General features: G+C 57.4%; 14 protein-coding genes. 2 read left to right on the top strand and 12 right to left on the bottom strand.

The genetic code is table 11. From position 1 onward, the window contains the following. Nucleotides 1-50 precede the first annotated feature (50 nt). Nucleotides 51-191, bottom strand: coding sequence for a hypothetical protein (locus QA635_RS04335; RefSeq protein WP_283067192.1), 141 nt, complete (start codon nt 189-191; stop codon nt 51-53). A 621-nt stretch (nt 192-812) separates the two neighbouring features. Between QA635_RS04335 and QA635_RS04330 the strand changes: the two genes are divergently transcribed. Together QA635_RS04330 and QA635_RS04325 are read left to right on the top strand one after the other, a co-directional pair. Continuing rightward, the gene (locus QA635_RS04330; protein WP_283067191.1) at nt 813-2,723 is read left to right on the top strand and encodes a UbiA family prenyltransferase; all 1,911 of its coding nucleotides are present in this window, start codon (nt 813-815) and stop codon (nt 2,721-2,723) included. A 501-nt stretch (nt 2,724-3,224) separates the two neighbouring features. Beyond that, nucleotides 3,225-5,108 (top strand): hypothetical protein, encoded by a 1,884-nt coding sequence (locus QA635_RS04325; protein WP_283067189.1) that lies wholly within the window; start codon nt 3,225-3,227, stop codon nt 5,106-5,108. A 76-nt stretch (nt 5,109-5,184) separates the two neighbouring features. Here QA635_RS04325 and QA635_RS04320 read toward each other — a convergent pair whose 3' ends face one another. The 11 genes from QA635_RS04320 to QA635_RS04270 form a co-directional block, all read right to left on the bottom strand. Further along, complete coding sequence (locus QA635_RS04320; protein ID WP_283067188.1) at nt 5,185-7,332, bottom strand: PQQ-dependent dehydrogenase, methanol/ethanol family; 2,148 nt, start codon at nt 7,330-7,332, stop codon at nt 5,185-5,187. Nucleotides 7,333-7,530: 198 nt separating this feature from the next. Further along, nucleotides 7,531-9,693, bottom strand: a complete 2,163-nt coding sequence (locus QA635_RS04315; RefSeq protein ID WP_283067185.1) for a glycoside hydrolase family protein — start codon at nt 9,691-9,693, stop codon at nt 7,531-7,533. A 229-nt stretch (nt 9,694-9,922) separates the two neighbouring features. Continuing rightward, a complete protein-coding gene (locus QA635_RS04310; protein WP_283067183.1) occupies nt 9,923-11,353 on the bottom strand; it encodes a carbohydrate porin in 1,431 nt (476 codons plus the stop codon). Nucleotides 11,354-12,458: 1,105 nt separating this feature from the next. After that, nucleotides 12,459-13,346: an alpha/beta fold hydrolase gene (locus QA635_RS04305; protein WP_283067181.1), complete on the bottom strand. Its 888-nt coding sequence runs from the start codon at nt 13,344-13,346 to the stop codon at nt 12,459-12,461. Nucleotides 13,347-13,390: 44 nt separating this feature from the next. Next, nucleotides 13,391-14,662: an extracellular solute-binding protein gene (locus QA635_RS04300; RefSeq protein ID WP_283067179.1), complete on the bottom strand. Its 1,272-nt coding sequence runs from the start codon at nt 14,660-14,662 to the stop codon at nt 13,391-13,393. Between the two features lie 181 nt (nt 14,663-14,843). Further along, nucleotides 14,844-15,602 carry a phosphonate metabolism transcriptional regulator PhnF gene (gene phnF / locus QA635_RS04295; protein WP_283067177.1) on the bottom strand — a complete coding sequence of 253 codons (759 nt, stop codon included), beginning with the start codon at nt 15,600-15,602 and terminating at the stop codon, nt 14,844-14,846. A 71-nt stretch (nt 15,603-15,673) separates the two neighbouring features. After that, nucleotides 15,674-16,459: a glycerophosphodiester phosphodiesterase gene (locus QA635_RS04290; protein WP_283067175.1), complete on the bottom strand. Its 786-nt coding sequence runs from the start codon at nt 16,457-16,459 to the stop codon at nt 15,674-15,676. Nucleotides 16,460-16,488: 29 nt separating this feature from the next. Beyond that, entirely contained in the window at nt 16,489-17,322 is an 834-nt protein-coding gene (locus QA635_RS04285; RefSeq protein WP_283067173.1) for a carbohydrate ABC transporter permease, read from the bottom strand. Beyond that, nucleotides 17,319-18,263, bottom strand: coding sequence for a carbohydrate ABC transporter permease (locus QA635_RS04280; protein ID WP_283067172.1), 945 nt, complete (start codon nt 18,261-18,263; stop codon nt 17,319-17,321). Before QA635_RS04280 ends, QA635_RS04285 begins: the two co-directional genes overlap by 4 nt. Continuing rightward, on the bottom strand, nt 18,260-19,438 hold the full coding sequence (locus tag QA635_RS04275; RefSeq protein ID WP_283067170.1) for an ABC transporter ATP-binding protein: 1,179 nt from the start codon (nt 19,436-19,438) through the stop codon (nt 18,260-18,262). Before QA635_RS04275 ends, QA635_RS04280 begins: the two co-directional genes overlap by 4 nt. Nucleotides 19,439-19,752: 314 nt before the next feature. Then, nucleotides 19,753-20,088: a UTRA domain-containing protein gene (locus QA635_RS04270; protein ID WP_283067169.1), complete on the bottom strand. Its 336-nt coding sequence runs from the start codon at nt 20,086-20,088 to the stop codon at nt 19,753-19,755. Between the last annotated feature and the right edge of the window lie 160 nt (nt 20,089-20,248).

Raw genomic sequence — 20,248 nt, 5'->3', positions numbered from 1 at the left:
TATTCCTCACTCCCCGCAGCCGTCGATATCGATAAAGAAATGCCACGATTTCATCTTCGGAAAGCAGCTGCAATCGAGCCGATGTTGGCATCGCTGCACTCACGCAGGTTACGCACCAACAGACACGCCGTCTTGAGGATCGCGAGGTCGCTCCCGGTGTCAACACGCACCGGCAGTTCGGTCGAATCCAAGATGCGCTCATGCGCTTTCGTCGCGAGGACGACGTCAAGACTGGGACAGGCCTGAACGTTTCGCCCTTCTGCAGTGGAAGGGTGAGTGATCGATCAGGTCCGCCAGCGAGTACGAACCTCGGCTCATATTGCATGTCGAATTCTACGCGGGCGTTTTGACTAGCCCACCCCTCCACCAGTTGACGGGTGGCATGCTTCTGTCCTCAAAATCAAACACCCATGTTGGTAGTTGACGGTGATCTGACTTCCGATCAGCAGCGTCGCTGGATCCTGATGCGCTACGACGAGCAAACACCAAAGTATGCTCAGCGGGACGCACGTGATCGGAGTTGAACTCCTAACATCCGCACAAAGTTCGTCAGGTTCACTACAACTGTCGGGCGGCTGGAGGAAGCCTTCAAGTGTCATCAGGCGCTTAACGCGCGCAAAACTCACTGGCACAGCCGTTGCTATTGAGATGTACCAACACTGAGTTGGGTTAAGTGCACTCAGACGAAGACGAGCGATGCTCTCCTTCCGCTGAAACGCTCTGCCTGCGTTTCTGAAAGAGAGAAAGAGAGAGAGAGAGAGCGGGCCCGCGCGCAATGTCGTGCGCCGCTTCGCATTAGTTTGGAGAGCAACATGGTGTGGCGTGTGGCGTCCATCGTTCCTCCGATTGAAGCGGGGAGCTGGCTGCGCGGCCCGCTCCTCACGAGCTTCCAGCCGGGGAAGGTGTACATCATCGAATTTTGGGCCGCTTGGTGCGGGGCATGCGCGGCAGCAATACCCAACCTGATCCAGCTACAAGAGAGGTATAAAGATAGCGGACTTGAGATCGTCGGAGTCGCAGCTAGTGAATGCGCGTCAACGCCGGACGAGGTTCGAAGCAAGTTGGACGCATGGTTGACCAAAAACTTCCCGAATCTGAACTATCGGATCGCGCTCGACTACACAGGCGAAATGAACAAGCTCTGGATGGACGCCAGCTCTTCCCTCCGAATTCCTACTTGCTTTGTCGTCGATCGTGAGGGCTACATCGCCTTTATCGGCAATCCGGCCCGACTGGGCGACGTCTTGCCAACAGTCCTCCGGGGCATGCGGCGCACCAGTGATGATCCTACACTGGCTGATACGGAGTTGTCTTGCGAAAAGCCTTTGGTGGTAGATCTAGATGGATCCTTGCTGCTCACGGATGTGTTGTATGAGTCTTTTTTGAACGTCTTACCTCTTGGGCTTCCCGCGAATTTTGCAGCCGTCCGGGCTCTGGCCAACGGCAAAGCGGCCGCAGAGAATCATTTGGCCCAGGTATCCGAACTGGATTATGCGACTCTCCCGTACAACACCTGCGTTGTGGAGTTAATCCAGGCAGCCAAGGAGCGGGGCAGGAAGGTTTACCTGGCTACCGCGGCCAACGCGAAGCACACTAAGGCCATCGCAGATCACTTTGGCATCTTTGATGGCTGGTTTGCTTCTGACGCAAATACGCGTTTGTCAGGATCTTTGAAGGCCGAGACACTCACGGCTGCCTTCGGTAAGAACGGCTTTGATTACATTGGCAACGCTCCCGCAGATCTACCAGTGTGGGAGATTGCCGATAGGGCCTACGTGGTCGGCCTTTTCGGTTCAGTAAAGCGTCGGCTCGTGGCGCTCAAGAGTAACTACGTCGCATTAGATCACAGGAATGCGAGCAGGGCATGGTTTGAGGCCCTTCGGGTCCACCAATATGTCAAGAATCTTCTTGTCTTTGTGCCATCGGCGACCTCGCATCAATTTACGTTGGCTAAGATCATTACAGATGTTATCGCCTTTCTTGCTTTTTGTGCTTGCGCGTCGGCCGTCTACATTCTCAACGATCTGCTAGATCTTAAATCTGATCGCGCCCATCCTAGCAAGCGTGCTCGACCCTTTGCGAGTGGTCGTCTGCAACTGCGGACCGGCTTGCTTATCGTTCCGGCGCTCCTCATATTTTCTCTGATGGTGTCGACCACAATCTCACTTGAGTTTGTCGGCGTATTGACAGGCTATTTTGTTCTAACGAGTGCTTATTCTCTCTATTTGAAGCGAAAGATGCTTGTGGACGTCGTGGTGCTGGCAATGCTCTACGCGACACGCGTTGTTGCGGGTGGCGTGGCAGCTGAGATTCAAATTTCGCAGTGGCTTTTCATGTTCTCTATGTTCCTTTTCACAGCGCTCGCGCTAATCAAGCGCTACGTTGAACTGTCGACGAGACTCGACCGCGGCCTCCCAGATCGTTCAGATCGTGACTACAGGGGCAGAGACGCTGACATCATTGCTGCTTTAGCTGCTGCATCTGGCTTGAATGCCATCACGATTTTGGCACTCTATGTTGCATCACCAGACGTGCAGATGCTGTACCGACATCCGAAGGCACTATGGCTCATCTGTCCAATTCTTCTCTATTGGATAGGCAGGGCGCTCATGATCGCGAACCGCCGTCAAATGGACGACGACCCTATTGTCTTTGCACTGAGAGACCGTATCAGCGCGATTGCCATCGCTTCGATTGTTGCCGTCGTTATAGTCGCCATTTGAGGCATTCCAGATTGTTCCTTGGGCGGCATTCCATTGATACGTTTGTCTCCTCAATAACCTTGCGACAGCGCGCAAGACAGGAATAATCGAGCTCGAACTGAGGGGCTGTCGCATGCGTTGAGAGTGACGTGAATTCGAGCTGACGGGACATGGTTGAGGATCTGCCTGATCTCGCGATGGCGACGGGCGACGGTGGGGGGCGTGGCGGACCTCGGGGTTCTGCCGTGAATATATGCGGCGACGTAGACCGAGGCGATGTAGCTGCGCGACAGCGGTTGCTCCTCGTTGTGATTTGCCACAGTTCGGAATGACCGCCTTGAAGCCGCATTCGACCAGCTGCTCGCGAAATTCAACGCTGCCGTAAGCGTTTGTCGCTGAGCATACCGTAGTGGACTCTATCAATTCTTGGAGGAGATTGCGGGGCTGGGGTCAGTTAAGAGCTCCTCGGGAGCTGCTACCTATCGAAATGGGCCTCCCGCACAAGTAGGCAGGAAGGAGCGCATGCCAAGAGATAACCACGTTGCCAACGGAAGAACGTTGTCAGTCTTGCTCGACGGGAGTTTGCTAGCTCTGTCCACCGTAACCACGGCCATCCTCTTTGCTCGACTGCTGTACTATAGCAGGTACGGTCTCGGAATCATGGTCGATGGTCTCTACCTCAACTCCATCGCGAACCCATTCGCCTACGCAATCAATAGTCCGCCGTCCCTTTTCGGCTTCGTCTATCACTGGCCATATCAGTGGGCGGGTGGCGACATCGCAATGCTTCGCATGGCGAACGTCACGCTCATCATGGCACTGAGCTGGATTCTCAGCTTTCTGATGATCCGGCGCTTCTGGACAGTGGGCTGCCCGCATGCGGTGGTGCTATCGGCGGGGATCGCCAGCCTGGCATTGGTCGCCTTTCACCTCTGGCTGCTGACCCCCAACTACTTCATACTGAACATTCAATCGGTCTTGATAGTGATGATCGGTCTGCTGCTCGCCGATCGGCCAGGACGCATACGCCAAGTCTTGGGATGGGTCCTGGTCGGCGTTGGTGGCTGGTGCTGCTTCATGGCTAAGCCGACTACCGCTACGGCCATTGCGCTGGTCGTTGCGCTTTATGTCATTTTGCGCCGAAAGTCGCTGCTGCCCGTGGTTGGCTCGGCGCTGGTCGCTCTCGCTCTACTGATAACTACCGCGTACTTGATCGACGGCGGCATCGGCGGGCTGGTGAGCCGTATGGTCAACAGCGCCAAGATCGAAGTGCTGCTGGGCAGCGGGCACGAGGTGTCTCAAATGTTTAGGATCGACTGGCTCGCCACTAGTCGCTCACAACTCGCTATCGCTGTGGTCGCGGCGACTGCCGTTCTGCTCAGCATTCTCATGGGGTCTACGCACAAGTTGATCCCATCGCTGGCTCTCGCTGCGGTGTTGATCTTAACCATAGCGATCGCGCTGCTGGGAATCGATCCGATCGGTATCAATCCCTCGACCTTGTTCCTGGTGGCGGCCTTCACGTGCCTTGGCGCGACGTTTTATCGGGCCGGAATGGTTCTGCGCAGCCAAGCTCCGACCAGCATCGCTCTAGCGCTGATCTTTTTGATTCTGCCGCACCTGTCCGCACTGGGCTCAGCTGTCAATTACTGGATCATCGGTTCGTTTGCCGCCTTGTTCTGGATGCTCGCAGTCGTTGCTTTCCTGAGCCCTCTTGCGCAAGACGGACGCAGCGCCGCCACCCTGCTACCTCTAACGGTGTTGGCACAATTGTTCACTGCATCAGTGGTCAATGCTGGCATCCTCAAACCGCACCGTCAGACGAAAGATCTGCGCACTTATGCCGCTGTCACGCGCCTGCCCGGTGGTGGAAACTTGGTACTCTCTGAACCCTTCCACGACTATCTGGCCACGGCGAGAGCCCAGGCTCGTGCAGCCGGCCTTGAAATCGGTACGCCGGTGGTCGATCTCTCCGGTCGCTCGCCGGGCCTGCTCTATGTGCTCGAGACACGAGCTCTCGGCTTACCATGGCTCTTCGGGCCATATCCCGGAAGTGAGACAGCCGTGGAAGGATTTGGTGTACAGTGGGTGAACGGCGGGGTATATGCCGGCGCTAACGCAGCCGCGGTGGCAACGCTCGGATTTGAGAACTGTACTGATCTGGCCAAAGCTTGGGTGCTGATCGAGCCGGCGGGTCCGCGTCATCTTGATGAAGCCAGTGTCATGGCCTCCTACGGAGCCGGGCAGGCCGACTTCGTCATCGCCGCTAACCTCGAACCCCCGTCGATGACCGGGGATTATCCGAATGCTCACAGGCAGTTTTTGCTCAAGCCCGTGCGGCCCGCCGCGCTGGCGGAACAATCCTGCCGTGATGCCCGGCGGCGACAGTCGGATGGCCAGAAATGAAGACAGCGCGCTGATTTCAATGCGCCTGGCGCAGAAAGTATTCTGTAGTCTGGCTGCTTGCCTACTACCTTCGCGACTAATGATCCTTGTCTTGGCTGGTGTTGATCAAATAGGTGCGTATAGCCGTTGCATCGTCCCCAGACAGTATAGTGCTGAAATTACCCATTCCCTTGTTGGCGCGAACTCCGCCGAGAACGATATCGAAGAATTGGTGCTGCGTCGCGTCTTGCAATGGGAGCAGGTTCGGAGCGTTACCGCGAACATGACAGATTGCGCAGTTTTGTTCGAAAAGTTGGCGACCAGCATTCACCAGCTTCGCGTCGGTAACTTGCGTCACTCGCTCGGACAACGATGCGCGCGATTCTACCTGAGCGGCGATCTGAGGCTGGGTTGGCGGGGGGACAGCATTCCCGTCGAGCCGTAGCGCGACAATTCGCGACTTCGCGCCGTCGCTACGGTCGCCTGCGAGGAACGCCACATATTGAACGTCGCCGACCATGTAAGTCATTGGTGCCGCGCCGATCGGGTTCTCTACGGATATACTTTTTAGAAGTGCCCCATTGCGAGCATTTCGCACGTCGAACGTTCCGTCCCCATAGCCTTCAAAAATTAGATCACCCGCCGTGGAAATTACACCGCCGGGATAGCCAACGTATTTCTTTTCTAGGGTCTTTTGGGTGGTTTCCACCTCCCATTCGATCTTGCCGCTTACGGGATCCATCGCACGCAAAAAGGATTGAGGTAAGATTTCGGGTTGCCCTTTGAGAACTTCCTCGCGTCCGGGGCAGAACTTGGCGCTCTTACAGAAGACTTCAAAATGACCATTCGCATCGGGATAGCCCCTATCGACATGATAATTTAAGTGAGATTTGTTGTAGGAAAACGGTTCGGTAGGTAGCGCAAATACGTCGCCCATCTCTCTCACTGGGATGTATACAAAGCCGGTATCACGATTAAATGCCATTGGCTGCCAATTGTGTCCGCCGCCAGGATTCGGGAAAATGAGACGCGGAGACTTCCAGTATCGAGCCTGCTCGCTCTCGATTGGGCGCCCCGTTTTCATATTGACTCTGGAGGCCCAGGTAAGCTTTCTCAAGTATGGCGCCGCGGACAGAAGTTCGCCCGTGCCACGATCCAAAATGTAGAAAAATCCATTCTTGGGAGCCTGCATGATCACCTTGCGAACCCTCCCGCGAAGGCGAATGTCTGCGAGGATCATTTTTTGGGTGGCGGTGTAGTCCCAACTGTCGCCGGGTGTCGTCTGATAGTACCACTTGAGACGACCGTTTTTCGGATTGATGGCCAATATGGAGGAGAGAAATAGATTGTCGCCGCCTCGTGGGCTGCGGATGGTCCGAGGCCAGGGGCCGCCATTTCCCGTCCCCACATATAGAAGATCGAGCTCTGGATCGTAAGCCATACCATCGAAAGCTGTGCCACCAAGCCCGACGTCCCAACGACTGTCTTTATCCCAAGTTTTGGCGGCCATCTTGAGCTCCGGATGCTCGAAGCCGTAGTGTGGATTGCCCGGGACCGTGAAAAACCGCCAGGCCATCTTGCCTGTTTGAATATCGTAAGCGCTTATATAGCCTCGTGCATCCAATTCCGCGCCAGCGTTTCCGATGACTACTAGATCGCCGGCGATGTAGGGCGCACCTGTGCTCGTGTAAGCGCGAGATCTGTCGGTGATTGTATCGGCCTTCCAGATGGTGCCTCCTGTCTTCGCGTCGAGGGCATATAACGTTCCGTCGAACGCCGCCACATACACTCGGCCCTTCCAGAAGGCGACGCCGCGATTCACAGGACCGCAGCAAGCTTTCGAGTATAAAGCTGCAAAACTTGCCAGGCCGGGGTCAAATCGCCAAAGTTGTTCGCCTGTCCCCGCGTTAAGCGCATAAACCATGCCTGAGATGCTGCTGACGTACATGACGCCGTCCACAACTATTGGCGTGGCCTCCAGCTTCGAGGAGCCTTCGATGTCACTCGACCAAGCGTGTCCAAGCTTGGCTACATTATCTTTGTTAATCTGTTTGAGCGGAGAGTAGTAGCTTTGACGCCAGTCGCGCCCGCCGGTCGTCCACTGGCCGGGCTCGGACAGCCACTCTACCGTCACGGCTTCGGTCGCGTGTGAAGCATGTACCTTAAGGGATGCGGCCGTGAGCCGTGACACAGATAAAGCGACAACGATCGCGACTCCAAATGACCGTATTTTGTTTGTGGCCATTTCCATGTCCCTAATGTTAGTTGAATGAGGATGTCCGGAGTGAGCAATCAAGTGCCGAGCTGGTTAGGCCGGCCTCTTGCGCTTGGATTCCTCGAAAAAAGGCGGGGCGCGTCTAGATCGATGGCGGGCGCTCGCGGGCAGCAGTCTGTTGCTTGGCGGCGGCTCCATCTTGCCCGTCGGCGGATCGGTAGCGATCGTTCAGATCGTTGGGAATTCCGCGATACGGAGTCTCGAGCAGCCGTAGGGAATGAGTTCAACCACCGTCTCCGGTTGGTTGGTCTTGACCGGACTCATGGGCACCGGCGCAGCATTGGCCCCGTTCATGCCCCATTGAGGGACTAGCTTTGCTTTCATTTTAAGAAGCATCGGGACATCGTGCTGCCAGGGAAGATATTCGGTCGAGCTAGGCGCCCGAACTGGCTCTCCCTTTTGAGCAAACGGCATTGCACTGATCTTATTGAAGATCATCTCGCACTGTGGGTTGTTTCTATCGATCGAGAGCGCGTAATTCCAATCGGTGGTCGGCGCTATATGCCAGTCGACACAGCCGGGCGGCGCCGAAACCGGCGGCTCATCCGTTCGATAGGCGGTCAGCGCCAGAATTTTCTCGAAGGCCTCCCCAATCCGAAGGACAAAATAGAGCGGCCCCCAAGCAACTGCCACGGCGTTGTTATGACGCGTTTCCGTGCGAACCTTAAAATTGAAGTTCAACGTGACGGCGTCGCCGTCCCTCCACTCGCGCTCCACCTTAAGAATGGAGCCACTCTGCGGTCGCCACGGGGTCGCTTTGCCCGGAACGGACACCTCGGCTTGACTCGACCACGTAGGAATCCTGAAGTGAAGTGGGAAGCGGACCGATTCCTTGCAGCGAACGGTCACACGCACTTGGTCTGAGAAGGGATAATCGGTCTCGACGATGAGTTCGATCGGCACGCCATTTCCGACCTTGGCATTAATGCGGCAGGGGCCATAGCTCATCGCCGCCAAACCATTGTCTTCGGTGGCCATCCACATGGAGGCTACATAGCGTGGCCAAGGTGCATGAATGTCGGCCAACGGCCCAGGATAACAGGGCTTGAATCCGTAGATATTCGCTGCATCAGTCCCCGGCGAATTCCATGGACGCTTGGCGACCGACACCAGGACCTGGTTCGACTGCTGGTAGAACTGACGGGCCCACATATCGGCCGTACAAGCGCCAGGGAAAGCGTTGAACATCAACTGCTCGATACGATCGGCGACCTCCACATTACCCATGACCGCCAGGATATTTTCAAGAGAGAAGAATGACTGCCCTACAGCACACGTCTCCGTCCCAACGATTGGGTCTGTGCTTACGAACCATCCATCGGCTCCCCATCTGCCTCCTACCTGACCGTAGGCTTGATCGAGATTGGCCATTCCTTGGACGACACTTTCTCTTTCACTCCGATCACCGGAAATGAGCGAGTGGAACGCGGGGAAGTTGAGAGCCATCACTGCAGTGAAACCGTGACGGCCAATTGGCGTCGGGCCTTCATAGGCAGGTTCACCAGCCTTGCCCTTGGCATCACAATAATGCGGGACGAAGACACACATCTCCGCAAAGGCCTTGGGATCCTTCGGAAAGTTCCTGAAGTAGTTTACGAAGTCATCGATACAACGCTTCGTGCAACGTTGCAGCAAGGCAAGCACATCCACATCGCCGGTCTGGTTATAGTACCAGATGCCCGAGCTCAGCAGCGCGCCGGACCATTTTGAGCTGAATACGGCGAGGTTCTCGGGCTCACGCACACTATCCGCATAATCTAGGAAGCGGCGAACGATCTGGATGGCTCGCTGATCGCCGGTCAACTCATGATATTCCGGCATCACTCTGGCCAACCAGGACCACGCGATGACGCTCGGCGTCACGCTGGTGAGGTCTTTGACTGAAAGCGCGTGGTCCATATAGGGCTTGCCGACGGCTTTAAGCTCGTCGTCATGAAGGACACCGGCGAGCATCGTCAAACCCTCAAGCCAACGCGGGACGAAACGAGCGTTGGTGTCGAACACGCCGTCCCTGACATTCTTACCCGTATCGCCTTTCCATCCAGATTGCCCAGCGATATCCCACAGTTCGGGAAGATCACGGGTGATACCGCGCGCCTGCAAGTTCAGCTGGTCGAGGAGCCACCCCGTTGGACGGACCGCGCCGAGCGGCAGTTTGACATAACGGCTTCGGCCCAGCGGGGCGCGATTGTTCGGATAATTTGCGTTTGTCGCCCAGGAGGCTTCGCCGTCGAGAGGTGATGCCGCCAGAGCTGCACCATTGAAGGCGGCGCCAAGCAGGCCAGAGCTAGCGACCGCAGCGATGAATTCACAGAACTCGCGTCTATTCATTTGCATCCCTTTCGAAGAACTTTGCAACCGATCGGAATTCAGTCAGAACGGCGCCCCTCTTGGTCTCGAAGATGAGCCCGACATCTGATGCGCCGATGTCGGTTCGTTTAAGCCGCCCTGACAATTGCCAGACCAATTTGACAGACATATCTTTTCAGCCGGCACGAGCGTTCGGTCCCCGTCTCACCGCGCCGGAACTAGCAATCCTGAATCGCGGCAAATAAAGCAGCTACCAAAAGACGTTCAACGCGGCCAAAGCATTCAGAGCGCTGCCAGTTTTGGTAGTGTAGGTGACGCTGGTGGGGTGATCTATATAACTCAGGCCCAAGCTGCCATAGATGCCTGGTGCAAGGTGAGCGTTGTAACTAACCGTTACAGCTTTGCTGTCGGTGTGGGTTAGCTGGTTCTTGAGCAGAGCTTGATAGACTGAGTAGTTGCTGAAGACGGTATCGGTTAACACCAAGGATATCAAATCGTCTGGGCGACTATTGAATAGACCCTTGCCGTACAGCCTGCCCTCATAATATTCGCTGATGGTATTAAGCTCTGGCGGCGCGTACATGACTGAAAATCCGGCGTAGATGCCACGGCCAGCGGAGCCCTTGACAGGAACACTCTGCCAAAGTTGCCGATCGGCCAGAAAGTAGTAGAAGCTATTTCCTTCCGTTCTGATTCCGGGAAACTCCTTATTGTTGTAATTGCTCGTGTTGTACGCGGCGCCAGCCCGTATCCACATTTGGGCTACATTTGGTGCTGCGTCGCGTTTGTAGCCAAATTCGTTGAGATAAAGGATGCCAGCGTTCGGGACCGCCCAATTCACAGCATTCGGATTAGCATTGACCTCAGCAACCTGGCCGTCAGGACTGATGGAGCGTTGCACAGTCGCTTTATCATAAAAATGATCATTGATATTGTATTTGAAGATCACACCTGGGGTAGGTACGTTCGCATTGTTTACCCCTCCCTGGTAAACGATACTGCCTGCTGGCCCGAAGACACTTGAGGCAAGACTTCCGCCCACACTAGTGCCAGCAAATTCCCACCCGTTGTGGACATAACCTAGTTTTAATTCGAACGTCCGATCCAGGAATGTCTGATAGTAGGTCGCCATAGTGAGCCCGAAGCGGCTAGGGCCACCGGCATTCCACGTGTACTGACTATCCCCAGCGGCAACAGCGATCTGACCATCAGGAATCCCGAATCGACTGAGATCGTATGTGACGAACATGAAGTTTTGGGAGCTCGCCGTGAAATTCTGCCCATTGTACAGTTGTTGAGCGTGCGTGGGCGCAAACGCGTGAGGCAGGGTATTGTCGTAAAAGTTGTTTAGGGTCATGCCTATGTAGCCGATGCCAGCTTTCGCAAGCTCGGATCGAGCGCCCCCAACGTCCGGATCAATCGTATCTTTGAAGCCCGGGAGCCCGATGTTCAATCCCTTTATGGCGAGAGATGCGGGGTCAACCGATGCATTTGTTTGGACTTGCAACGTCGGCGAAGCGGCCGATCCGTTGCTACTCGGTATGGTCGCATCGGCGGCGTACGCAGACGTCATTCCGCCGATCCCAAATGCGGTCAGAAACGCGGCAAAGGAAGTTGGCCATTTTCTTTTCGCAGGCTTGCATGGAAGTACGCTCACAGCATAACGGTTCTCGTATTTCACCGACCCTCTGTTCATCACTGAAAGCAATCGCACAGTATTCCACTGAGTTGCCGAGCTTACCAAACAGACGGCGACCGAACCCAAATGCAACGGCACGCAACCAGCGAAAGCGCCAGTCGCGGTCCATCGCGATGTCATGAACTTGTCGGGCCGCCGCGATCGCGGAAAATCAGATTCAAGGCAGGCAGGTGTTAGTCCGATCACTCGCTTTAGCACGGAAGTCTCCATAAATACGCAATCTTGGATAACTGAGCTAGGCGTCCCACTCGAATGGATCGGCATGCTCAAGCCCTGGGAAAGGAGCGTGGTGCTGCAACAAGCAGGGCCGCTCCCAGCAGGGAAGCTGGAATCGCATCAACGCAAGATATCATCCTCATTGGCATCTCCGGGCCGGACGTTCATTGCTGGAAGCAACTGCCCGACTTGGCTGCGAAGATGATCCCCGCATCTGATATGGCGATGTCGGTTCGCCTAAGCGGCAACGACATTTTTCAGACCACTTTGACAAACGTACCAACGCGGTCGTACGCAACGCCTCAAAGCGAATTCCGATTTTCATCCCTTGCGGGTCACTTAGATTCTTGAGACCGCGATGGCCGTGCCTCTCGATGACCACGTAGACGTTGCTATTGAGGATCGTCCGTCGCAGACGCGTCAGGGCGATTAGAATCAAGTCCACTTGTGAGAACCGCATATTCGGTAGAATCGACGATCATTCAGGATAGAAGTGCAGGATTTGGAGAGTCTTCCGGCTCGTTCGATGAAGGAGTCGATTCCTCTCGTGCGGAGGAAGCGAGAAATGGCTCGATAGGAGGTGGATAGACGATCGGATAGCGCTGCGCACGATACGCATGGAAGGGCGAAGATACTTTCAACGCTGCTGGCGCAACATTTGACCGCGTGAACTGATCGAGGCTGCCAAGATGCACCGGCTCATTGAGCGCGATTACGAACAGGAGGTCGGATCTGACACTTCCAGTTGCAGCATGGCACGGCTTTCACCACACACGGCAGACTACGCATCGGGCGTTGAAGTTGAGATTAGACTGGGGCCCTTTCTGATATCGCTATGCTTGAGCATTTTGGCGCTTATGAAGAGAGCCGCTTATGCACAATCGAGATTTTTCTCTTCCTGTGAGCACCGTCCCGATCGGGATATCCACCTGCGAATTTCGTCGGTGACGAGGTCCGGCCTCTGTCGGTGGACCGAGTGGCTGCAATCGGGCACAATCACCAGGCGGGAATCGGGTATGCCTTGGGCCAGAGCAACGGAAAATTCCTGGGGGCAGATCCAATCCTCCGCGCCGCAAATGATTAGGCTCGGAACCTTGATTTCACGCAACCGGCTTCGCAGGTCGTAGCGCTCTCCTTGGTAAAGGCGGGTATGAACCTCGGCGTTAAGCGGCATGGTTCGGGCCGCTTCCAGCGCGACGTCGGGTGTCCATCGCGTGTCGTCGAGGGAGCCCATGGCGAACTGGATCAGACGAAATTCAATGTCGTCCACCATCCCTATCCCGAACCGCTTCTCGGCCATCTGACGGGTCGCCATCGGCGCTAGTGCCGCCCGGCGGTCGAATCCTTCCAAGGCGCGCGCCTTAAAATGGTGGCTTGCCGCCGTTCCGATGAGCACAAGATGCGACACGCCTTGGGGATATTTGAGGATATGTGTAAGAGCGACCATACCGCCGAAGGAAAATCCCGCCACAGCAACCGGCCGATCGCCGGAAACAAGTTTTCGTAACGCCTCCAAATCATCTACCAGCTGGTCGAACGTGATTGGTTCGGCAAGTTCCGAGCGGCCGCAACCGCGCTGGTCATAGGCGACGATGCGAAAGCTATCGGCGAGTGGACGTAAGGCCGCAAAATCCGCCCCGTGCTCCGACGAGCCCCGCCCACCATGGACAACGATGATCGTCCGGGCGCAATCTTCGCCGGCGAAGGCACAGAGGAGACGGGTGCTGTTGACCCGGAGATAGTCATATCGAACTGTCATCGTGGTTGGCTTGCGTGATGCACTCTGGGCTCGAGCTGACCCGTTCACTTGGCTGCCTTGCAGGGCGGCAACAACGCGGTGACGGCGGCACCCAGTTTCGGCATGGTTTCTCCGGCGCCCGCCTTGCCGGTGATGATCGCGTCCACATGCTCCTGGATGACTGAAGGGACCTTCAGCCCGTTCGGGCCCGGCCACATATACCAGCGAGTCAGCTTCCCCATCTGAGCGAGGGCCGTCGCCTGATTTGGATGGCTTTTGTAGAAGGACCCGAGAAACGCAGGATCATCGACTGCGCGCTGGCTGACTGGAAGATAGCCAGTATTCTCTGCCATGATGGTCTGAGCTGCCGGTCCGGTGGCGAACTTGACGTAGTCCCAAGCCAGATTCTGCTTTTCCAAATCTGAGGTGGTGACGACGACCATGGATCCGCCGGCAGGCAGTTTCCCATTGGCTGACGTTATCGGAAACGGCAGCGTCCGATATTCGAAGGCCGTCTTGATTTCTGCCTCGTTGCGCACGGTCGTAGCGCCGGAGGCGGCAGAAATGCCGATCGTGCCGGAGGAGAAGGCCTGCAGCACCTGCTGCCACGACATCGCCGGTACGCCTTTGTCATGAAACAACTGAAGCGTTTCGAGCGCCCACCGCCCGTCGGGACTATCGAAGCCGATGCCGCAGCCGCTCGTCGCGTCCATTCGTCCGCCGGCGCCGCGAATAAGAGCTTGGAGAGTCCAGTTACCCCAGGAATCATACTGGAAGGTGAAGCCGGTAAGCTTGGGATCGAGCGTCGAGATCTTCCGCCCGAGCTCGGCGACGCCCTCCCAGCTGGAGGGGAAAGCCTCCATGGACCCGCCGGCGCGGCGCACGAGATCGACATTTACATGCAGCACCGGAAGCGAGATCGCGAAGGGCACGCCGTACTGGCGCCCGGCGACGGCGCCGAGCGACAGGATCGGCGAATAATAGCCGAACGCTTCCCATCCGCCCTGGTTGGGAACGAAGCGGTCCAACGGCTGGGCGAGACCACGTTCGGCGACCAAGTCGATATGGTTCATACCGACGAATGCAATGTCAGGTGCCCCGCCGGTGAGACGAGATTTAAGCAGTTCGTTGACGACGTCGTCATAGGTTGCAAGCGGCGCGCGTAAGTCGATTCGAACGCCGGCATGCTCGGCCTCAAAGCGCCTCGCAATTTGCTCCTGCGTCGTCTTGTAGCTGCTCGGCAGCGCGTAAGAGACAGCCAGTACTGTCTCCGCATGAACGGCGGCGGGACCCAGCAGGCTCAATAAAATTGCGCTGACGCAGGCAGCTCTTATCATAAGATCCCTCCAGGAAAACGCGGGTCCGATCTTCCCATTCTGGAAGCAGCAGCGTCCCTTTTGATTTCGAAGATGTACCCGGCCTCTGATGTGCCGATGTCGGTTCGCTTAAAGCGCACTGACAATTTCCAGACGATTTTGACAAACGTACCTTCAGAAGAAACACGCACCGGCCTAGGCCTCACTCGCTGAAGCGAATAACTAGTTCCATGTGTTGTGGAGCCAATCGAGACCTTGTGACCACAATCGGAACGCCCTCGCCATCCACATTGATATTGGTAATCAGGATTACAGGTTGCCGACGCGGTAGCGCCAGCAGAAGGGAATCGGCCTGCGAGAGTGAACCGGCGGAAATCCGCGTCTCGAAACGACAATAGTCGAGAACGCCGAACTGCTTCCAGGATTCGGTAAAACTGCCAGTTTGTTCGATAAGCGCCTCGATTCCCTCAAAGCGAGGCAGCGGAAAATAGCTCGATGCAACCGAGGCGGCCACGTTGTCGATCACGCTCAACGTATCGACCCTGCGCGCGAACTGCCCTTGAGGCAAGCGAAGGTCGCGCGCCAGCTCCTTGTCAACTCGGATCCGCGCGGAATGCACGAAGCGGCGCTCGCCGAGCCGGTCCATGTCGCGCAGAGAGGTGGTCAACCGGGTCTTCGGGCCCAAGCGGTGGCGGACGATGCGTTCCTTGACGAAAGTCCCCCGACCCTGCTCAATGCGCACATAATCGCGCTCTTTGAGCACTGCGAAGGCGCGCCGCACAGTGTTGCGGTGAACGCCGAACTTCACCGCTAACTCAGTTTCGGTAGGTAGGCGTTCGCCGGGCTTGTACGTCCCGCCGGTGATGTCCTTGCGGATGGCCTCGACCACGATCCGCCACAGCGAGGTTGCGCCGCGCCTGGCGTAGAGGGATGATGGTCGATCGTGATCGTCGACATTCATCGGTTGATCTTGGGTATCCGGGCGCCGCGAAGTCTGCGCCAAGTGTCCGGGGACGTCCAGCCGCTGCGCGATCAAACTGGTACGCCAACCGATGTAAGGCGCTGATCCCGGGCGAGGTCCGGCCGGTCTGTGAGGACGCCGTCAATCCCAAGGCGCGCGATTGCCACGAGCGCCTCGATGTCGGTCGCAGTTTGGAAGCTCGATCGTGGCGAGGCGACCGCAATAGTTCCAAGACCGGCCCGACGGATAGCATCGATTGTGGGACGATCATAATCTGCGGGTAGCACACGGATCCAACTGGCGCCAATGGAAAGGGCGACATCCAGGCCGGCGCCGCCGTTCGGAAAGAAGGCGCCGATGGACGCAGATGCTGACCGGCGCCGGATGGCGTCTGCGATCACGGTTGTATAGGCGGTGAAGAGGATGCGGTTGATGGCCCCGAGGGCTTGGCAACTTCCAACGTAGATGTCCACCTCGGCTGCGGTAGCCTGCTTCAAGTCCACGATGATCGGCTTGCCGCGCGTCATCTCCAGAAAGTCGTTGAAGGTGAGCAGCGCCGGAAAGAGCCGCCGTGCCTGCGCGATGTCAATGTCGGCGATAGCGTCTGGAAAGCCAGCGACACGTAGCAGGTCGCCATCATGAAGGCAGACTATGGTCCCGTCGGCGGTCAGGTGTAAGTCGGTCTCTACCGCATCCGCGCCCGAGTCGAGCGCGTGGCGAAAAGACGCCGCGGTATTCTCGAGCACGTATTCTGGGGCCCCTCGATGTCCGATCACCCGAAACTTCCCTAGTTTGGGCGGGGTTGACCAGAAACTGGCAACAGACGTTCCAATCGATTGGGTAGATGCACCGTTCATTCCCCATCCTTTCCTGAAAATGGCTCTGTTCACTTGACCGCTCCTCCTGTCATTCCCTCGACGAACCATTTCTGGGCAGCAAGGAAAGCGAGGACGAGGGGGAGCACGACGATTGTCGAAGCGGCCATAAGGGGGCCGTAGTCGTTGCCGGCCTCCTGATTTGCGAACGCAATAATCCCGAGCGGCGGCGGCATCAGACTCTCCGAGCGCACCGCGATGAGCGGCCAGAACAGATCGTTCCAGTGACCGACGACGGAGAAGATCGAGAAGGCAATCATCGCAGGGAGTGCCATCGGCAGCATCACCTTCCACACGATGGTCCATTCCGAGAGCCCATCGAGTCGAGCGGCGTGCACCACATCGTCGGGAATGGTTTTGAACGCCTGTCGAAAGAGGAAGATGCCAAATGGCGAGACCACGTAAGGAAAGATCAGCGCGGCGTAGGTATTCAGGATGCCAAGCTCATAGCAAAGGATAAACAGCGGCAACGACAACACCTGGTGTGGAAGGAGAAGCCCAATCAGCACCAGACTGAAGAGGACATCGCGGCCGGGAAACCGAAGCTTGGCGAGCGCATAGGCGCAAGGGGCACAGGTCAGGATCTGCAATGTCAGGATCGCCGCACAGACCAGGACGCCATTGCCCATGTAGCGCGGCAGCGGCGCGGAGGTGAGCGCCTTGCTGTAGTTCTGCAGCGCGTACCATTGCTCGGGGAGAAACGAGAAGTGTTCGCGGAAGATCTCGCCCGGCGGCTTCAGCGAAAGGCTAATCATCCAGACGAAGGGTAGGAGGATAAGGGAGGCCGTGATCAGCAACACGGCGTGGCGCATGATCGCGGAGGGAGCCGACAGGCGGACGCTCATTGGTAGTGTACCTTCTTATCCAATACACGCGCTTGAATGAGCGTCAACGCCACGACAATGACAAGGAAGACCACCGCGACAGCTGCCCCGTAGCCGGTGCGGAGATATTCGAAGCTCTCACGGTATAGCGTGTAGAGCAGCACATCAGATGCGTGCCCCGGTCCACCTTGGGTCAACACCTTGACGGTGTCGAAGGCTTGGAAGGCGCGAAGCGCCACTACGACGATGACGAACATCGAGACGGGACCGAGCATTGGCAAGGTGACGGTGCGAAGGCGATCCAGCCAGCGGTCTGCGCCGTCAATCTCGGCGGCCTCGTAAAGATCGTGGGGAATCGATTTGAGGCCGGCGAGGAAGAGGACCATAGCGAAGCCAAGGTTCTGCCAGATACCTATGACGGCAAGTACCGGCAAGGCGGTCGCTTCGTCGCGGAGCCAGTTCGCAGTGGGTAGCCCCAGCGCCGAGAAGGTCTGGTTGACGAGCCCGATGGTAGGATGGAGCAGCGCCTCCCATGCGATCGCCATGGCGGTCAGCGTCGCCATGAAGGGCAGGAAGTGGACGGCGCGGTAGAAGGCGCGGAGCGACCGTCCACTCTCTATTAGCACGGCAATGGCAAGGCCAAGGATCACGGTACCTGGCACCACGACGAGAACGTAGAACACGCTGTTGAGCAGTGAGGTGCGAAATCCTTGATCGGCGAATGCTTCGCGGAAGTTCGCAATTCCGACGAAGTCCAGCGTGCGCGCACCGAACTGCCAATCGGTTAGCGCGATGACGAACACGACAATCACGGGCAGGAAGAACAGCACGAAAAGCAGCAGGACCGTCGGGCCGGCGAGCGCGTAGGCCGCCGCGCACTCGGCGAGACGGCGACGGCGGAGAGCGACCTGAGTCGGATCGCGCAGCGCCTCCGCTGACTGAGTGGAACCGAGTGCACTCACAAGGCGAACTGCCGGATCGGGGTGACTTTGCGTATCTGTGCCGATTCGCTTGGCTTCAGCCTCTTGCCGTCCTCGCCAAAGACCAGAATGCGGTCGGGATTGACAGACACATGCAGCGTTTGGCCTAGCGCGATGTGAGGCGCGCGCTCGCTGGCGAGCCGGACGATAAGCGGCTGATCGAGGGCGGCAAGGTCGAGGTGGACGAAAAGGTCGGAGCCCATGTGCTCGATGAGCCGGACTGCTCCTGTCAGAGTGTTGGCTCCGCTGCACTCGGATATGTGGAAGGCTTCCGGACGGATGCCGAGCGCGAGCGCCTCGCCAGGCGAAGCATCGGAGAGAAGATGGAAGGTGGTGCCGGCGGCATCGACCGAGCCACGCTCGCGTACTACGGCATTAAGAAGATTGATCTTGGGGCTTCCGACGAATTCGGCGACGCGGCGGTCGTCGGGGTCGGAGTAAATCACCTGAGGTGGGGCGATCTGGATCAATTCACCATCGAGCATCACTGCGACCCGATCAGAAAGTGTCATAGCCTCGGCCTGATCATGGGTGACGTAGATGAAGGTGACGCCGAGCCGGCGATGGATGTCTTTGATCTCGGCGCGCATCTGGACCCGGAGTTTGGCGTCAAGATTACTTAGCGGCTCGTCCATGAGGAAGACGGCAGGATGGCGGACCATGGCGCGCCCTACGGCGACGCGCTGACGCTGGCCGCCGGAGAGCTGGCCGGGCTTTCGGGAAAGTAGATGGCCGATGCCAAGCGCCTCGGCTGTGCGGATGACTTCCGCCTCGATTTCGGCAGCAACGCGCCGGGTGCTTGGTAAGACCCGTCCCAGGATCGGCAACCTTTGCAGGGCGCTCAATCGCCGCATGCGGAGCGGCAGGGCCATATTGGCAGAGACCGTCATGTGAGGATAAAGCGCGTAGGACTGGAACACCATGGCGACATCACGAAGCTTCGGCCGCACGCCATCGACCGTGCGCTCGCCGATTTTCACCGAGCCGCTATCCTGCACTTCCAACCCTGCCAGAATTCTGAGAAGCGTTGACTTACCGCACCCCGACGGGCCCAGCAGCGTCACAAACTCCCCATCTTCGATCGCGAGCGAAACGCCGCGAAGCACGGGCGTGGGACCGAAGGATTTGGTGATGTGATGGAGGTGGATGTCACTCATCTGCCAAAGTCTTTCCGGGCGAGTTTCGGCCCTCCTCTCGCCGAGGCGCCTCTAGGGATCTGTACCGGGCGAGGATGAAGCCGCGCTGACAGAACCAGGATCATTGCGCCAATCATACCCATTTCGACGGACCTAGAGCGGACCGATCTAGGGCGAGCTAGAGTGCGTTCACAAGCCGGATGCAGGCAAAGATATGACCTTTACCACCGCTTCGGCCAGGATGGTACGGTCCGTACCATGTTGGCACCGTCCGGGGAGAGAGCTCGGCGCGTCGCAACTCTGCCCTGATAGAGGGGTGAGACGGACGAGACGAGCTAGTCGAAGTTGACCGCCAATTCCATGTGCTGGGGAGCGACGCGCACCCTTGACAGCACGATGGGAACGCCAGCGGCGTCGACATTGACGTTGGTTACCAGGATCATTGGCTGGCGGTGTGGCAGTCCGAGCGACGCCGAATCGGCCTTGGAGAGTGCGATTGCCGAAATCCTGGTTTCGTGGCGCTTGTAGGTTGTCACGCCGAATCTGCGCCAGGCCTCCGTGAAACTGCCGGTTTCCACGATGATTTGCTCAATGCGTTCGAAGCGCGGCAAGGGAAAATAGCTGGATGCGACGGCGATGGCGAGGCCGTCCACAATCGTGATCGTGTCCACCTTGCGGGCGAAATGGTTGCGGTCGAGCCTGAGGTCGCGACCGAGGTTCCTTTCAGCCGAACCCGGCTGAAACCGAGAACGCGCCTTTCGCCGATCCGATGGATATCGCGCAAAGTAGTACTGAGGCGCGACGTCGGATCGATGTGATGCCGCACCAGCC

It is taken from the genome of Bradyrhizobium brasilense, from assembly GCF_029714345.1.
Lineage (GTDB): Bacteria > Pseudomonadota > Alphaproteobacteria > Rhizobiales > Xanthobacteraceae > Bradyrhizobium > Bradyrhizobium australafricanum.
This window is presented reverse-complemented; position numbering and strand designations above follow the sequence as displayed.